This is a genomic window from Succinimonas sp., assembly GCF_045225735.1.
Classification (GTDB): Bacteria; Pseudomonadota; Gammaproteobacteria; order Enterobacterales; family Succinivibrionaceae; genus Succinimonas.
The window spans coordinates 1-4,145 of record NZ_JBGVBR010000138.1 but is presented as its reverse complement, the minus strand read 5'-3'; the positions used below and the strand labels follow the sequence as shown (position 1 = coordinate 4,145).

Here is a 4,145-nt window from a genome sequence, read left to right as displayed (position 1 = left end):
TAAATCAGAACCGGCGTTATCAGACTCTTCAACCGAAAGAGAAACGGCCACGACTCTGAAAAGATGGTCATTAAAAGAGGAAGCATTATCAGTTTCACTCTTAAAAAACCGCTTGATACGAAACAGCTTCAGGAGCTGAGCCTCCGGGGTATCGGACTCTCCCGTCATCAGGGACTGGGACGAGTGCTGGTTAATCCGGCATTTCTGAGCGAGGAGCGGATTAAGCCGGGATCTGACAACGCCCTCTTCCCGGATCTCCCTTTGACTCTCCTTAAAGCTGATCCGGATAAGTCCTGTCTTAAGGATTACGATTATCTCGTCAAGTTCGCCGAACGGTGTAAGTCTCAGGGAGCCGAATTCCTGAAGTACGACGATGAAGGTCAGGCAATCATGAAGGGCATTGTCAGCATCTACACGGCTTCCCGGGCATACAGCAATTCCTTTGACACCGACCAATACGGTCAGACGGTTACGGATCCCGGCAGGTACGGTCCGTCTCTCAGTCAGTGGTCTGTTATCAGAGACATGGTTATCAGATGCTCCGATGCCAGCGGCGTTATGCTGGATGACAGCTCCGCCATCTTCAAAAAAATCTCTGCCAAGCTCCGTGATGAAAACCAGCGCGAAGCCGCCCGCACCGGCTGGGATACGCATTTCACCTTTGCCGGAAAAACCAACACCACCTTCGCCGCGGAATTTGAAGGGCTTATCAAAAACAAGCCTCTCGGAGCTCTCCGGAAGGCTCTGGAAGTCCTTAAGAACTACGACATGTCAAAGCTGGTGGGTCTCAGGGAAGACACCGGCGAATTCCTGGATCGCACAGGGAGGAATGATAAATGAGCACTGTTGTTTTAACCAGAGTGGCCGTGGAAACTATTTCTCCGCTGGCCATCTATTCAGGTAACCGCGAAACCCTGGGGCAGAATGCCATTGTCCGGGACTGGAACGGCCTGCCCCGCATTCCCGCCACCGCCATTGCCGGCGTCTGGAGACATACGGTCATGAATATTGCCAAAGGGGTAAATCCCATCCAGTTTGAACACTGGTTCGGCTTCAAGGGCGATCAAAAAACCCAGGAACGCATGGCCTCCCGGATCATTGTCACCGATGGTCTTCTTCTGGACAGCAAGTCCTGTCTTCCGGGGACTCTGGACAGCAAGGGACAGCTTCGCATGCTGACGGAGCCGGACAGCCGGGATCCCGTTTACAGTCTGGTAAATATCAATAACAGCGGCCGCTTTGAAAGAACCTGCTGCCGGCTTAATGAGAAAAAGGCCAACCACAGGGCTGCCCTGTTCACCGCAAAAACCCTGCCTAAGGGGCTTCGGTTTGCCTTTGACCTGAAGTTCGAGCTGGATTCCGATAAGGATGTCGAAGACTACCGGAAAGTGCTTAAGATCATCGGATCCCGCACCTTTGCCCTGGGATCCAAAACCGCCAACGGTCTGGGCTCCTTCAAGGTAATAGGCGTGGATCTGGAGGAGATCCGTCTTGATGATTACGTCGACAATCCCGAAGAGGCAGCCAAAAAGATCCGGGCCTTTGTTATCAACCGCACGGTAAAAATTGACGAGGCAGCCGCCGCGCCCGTTATTCCGTCCGCTGATGACACCGGCCTCAAAGTCTGGAAGTTCACCCTGAGCTCCCGGGGATCCATGCGTCTCGGCACCGGCATCCCCGGCGCCATTTCAGCGACGATTTCAGCCTGCGGCCCCGACGGGAACCCTATAAATCTCATGCCTAATGAAAACGACAGCGGCAAGAGAAATATCCAGCCCTGCTTTACCGACTCCAGAATCACCTGGAAAGGCAGCAAATTCGATAAGGAGATTAAGGAGTTCATTATCCCCGGCAGCACCATCAAGGGCGTTCTGGCTCACCGCACCATGTATCACTTCCTGAGAAGAAAAGGCTGGTTCACTGACACCAAAATCTCCGGCGAACGCACCCCCCGGGATCTTATCCGGGATCTTCTGGATAACCGGGAACCTCCCAAGGAGCTGGAGCCCTACTACACCCTCTTCGGAAGAAACGATCCCGTCAATCACGACAATATGAGAGCAGGATCCCTCCGGGTGCAGGATGCCGTGATCAGCGCGGATTACTGGCTGAACCGCATGCATAACAAGCTGGATCGCTTCACCGCAGGAGTCATGCCCTCGGCTTTGTTCGGTCAGATGCGGCTAATTAACCCGAGTTTTGCGGTGCATATTTCCATGAATCCTTCCCGGGGCTCCGAGCTTCCCGATGATGCGGAAATCATGCAGGCATTTCAGGACACTCTTTATGATCTCAAGAACGGCTTCCTCAATATCTGCGCCGGTTCCGGCCGGGACACCGCCGTATTCAGCGAAGTTAAAGAGAATTAAGGCAGGTTAATAATGACAACAGCAGATTTAAATGAACTTACGGCCGGCGTGAACCGGCTTCTGGGGAGCCGGGACGGCAGAAAAAACGCGGCCCCGGTTAATTTCAGCGTCGGCAATCTCAAAATTGACACCAGACAGATTACCTCTTCTGATGAACTTGCCGGAACTCTTGAGGAAAAGCTCGGCGCTGCCGCCGACATCCAGTCCTGGGTGATGCTGACAGATGAGATCCGGACAGGAGTTGCTCTCCAAACTCTTGAGGATAAGGACACCGCTGCCAAAGTACTGGAAGCGGAATTCTATGCGGAAAGTCTTAAGATCTCCGCCCGGGTTAAAAGAGCAGCCGGAAATCTTATTCTGGTAACCTTCTATGTCATAGACGGCGCTGAGGGCGAAGCTCTCCCCCGCAACACCATTTCCCTCCGGGTAAGACAGGACATCGCCGCCCGGAAAAATGAGAAAGCCGTTCCCGGAAATGCGGTTTACACCATCTGGTACCGTCCGGGAGAGATGGGAAAGATCACCCCCTTCGTACAGCAGTTTGCCGGATTTTCCGCGGAGGCAATAAATGGATAATCACACCAAAATCGTTACCCCCTATGACTTCGTTCCTGTTTCATCCTGGGTTTTCTCTCCGGATTGGGCTGAGGACGTCACTCATGACGTGCCCTTCCGGGACGGTATTTCCGGTCGCATTGACTATGAGCTTGTGAACTACTCTCCCCTTTGCGTAGGTCATGACACCGCCACCAAAAAAAATGAAAAAGGCGAGTCTGTAAAAACTCTCCTCTGGGAGCACGACGGGAGCGGCAGACAGGTGATTCCGGGTTCGTCCATCAAGGGCATGCTCAGAAACGCCCTGGAAATTGTCGGCTTCGGCAAAATGCAGTGCGTCCGAGATCTCCGGCATGCCATCAGGCTTTCCATCGGCGAGGTGAAGTCCGAAAACGCCGACTACAAGCTGACCCCGATATTCGTACGGCCGGATCCCCGGGTTCCGGGCAACTGGCAGTATCTGGAAGCCGTTGCGATCCCCGACAACAAGCCGGTAACCGCTTCCGTTAGTGCTGACAGCCTGGGAAAGAACATTCTGGATATAGCCCCCAGCAAAGCCAGGGATTTGACTGCTCTGGAAAAGCACCGGGCTCTCGCCAGAAAGCATGGCCTCAGCGACCGCGATCCGATGCCGCTTTTATATGCCGCTCTGGAACCGAAGAAAGGGTTATCAGCTGAACAGGAGAAGAAATCTCCCGGTGAACGCAGATATACCACATGGAACGAGGTAACTTCCGTCAAACTTAAAGAGGATCAGAAGCACACCTGTCCCGGCATGTTCCTGTTTATGAACAAGAACATTTCCAATAATGGCAAAACCAAAGAAGGCAAACCAATAAAGGCAAATCGTTATACTGATTACTTCTTCTATGTAAACGATAAGGCCGTTGCCGAAAGGTATGAAAACTGGAAACTCCTGGATGACTGGCTCATCAAGGAGCTCAATGCCTCCCTCCCTGCCGTGAAGGCTGATGACGCCGGAGCCAAGGATCAGAATCTCTTCGATTACAACGTAAGCCGGCAGCATCCCGTGTTCGGCTTCCCGGTCTGGCTGCTGGAACATAATACTGACTACCAGAGGAGCGCTCTGGGTTTCTGTCAGGTTGCGCGCCATGTGCGTCTGAAATCTGTGATGGACATGATCCGGGATGTGCAGAATGATACGGCAAATATCCGGGATCTCGCAGATACAATGTTCGGCTATATTACCGGTACCGAGGG

At 53.0% G+C, this 4,145-nt stretch carries 4 protein-coding genes; all 4 read left to right on the top strand.

Annotated features, from left to right (window positions below; translation table 11 throughout):
- The first annotated feature begins 63 nt into the window (after positions 1-63).
- A complete protein-coding gene (locus tag ACJROR_RS05010; RefSeq protein WP_406546139.1) occupies positions 64-840 on the top strand; it encodes a hypothetical protein in 777 nt (258 codons plus the stop codon).
- Complete coding sequence (locus ACJROR_RS05005; RefSeq protein WP_406546138.1) at positions 837-2,369, top strand: RAMP superfamily CRISPR-associated protein; 1,533 nt, start codon at positions 837-839, stop codon at positions 2,367-2,369. The genes ACJROR_RS05010 and ACJROR_RS05005 overlap by 4 nt, the downstream gene beginning before the upstream one ends.
- A 12-nt stretch (positions 2,370-2,381) precedes the next feature.
- Entirely contained in the window at positions 2,382-2,945 is a 564-nt protein-coding gene (locus ACJROR_RS05000) for a hypothetical protein (RefSeq protein WP_406546137.1), read from the top strand.
- A partial coding sequence (locus ACJROR_RS04995) for an RAMP superfamily CRISPR-associated protein (protein ID WP_406546136.1) occupies positions 2,938-4,145 on the top strand: 1,208 nt, incomplete at its 3' end. The genes ACJROR_RS05000 and ACJROR_RS04995, both read left to right, overlap by 8 nt.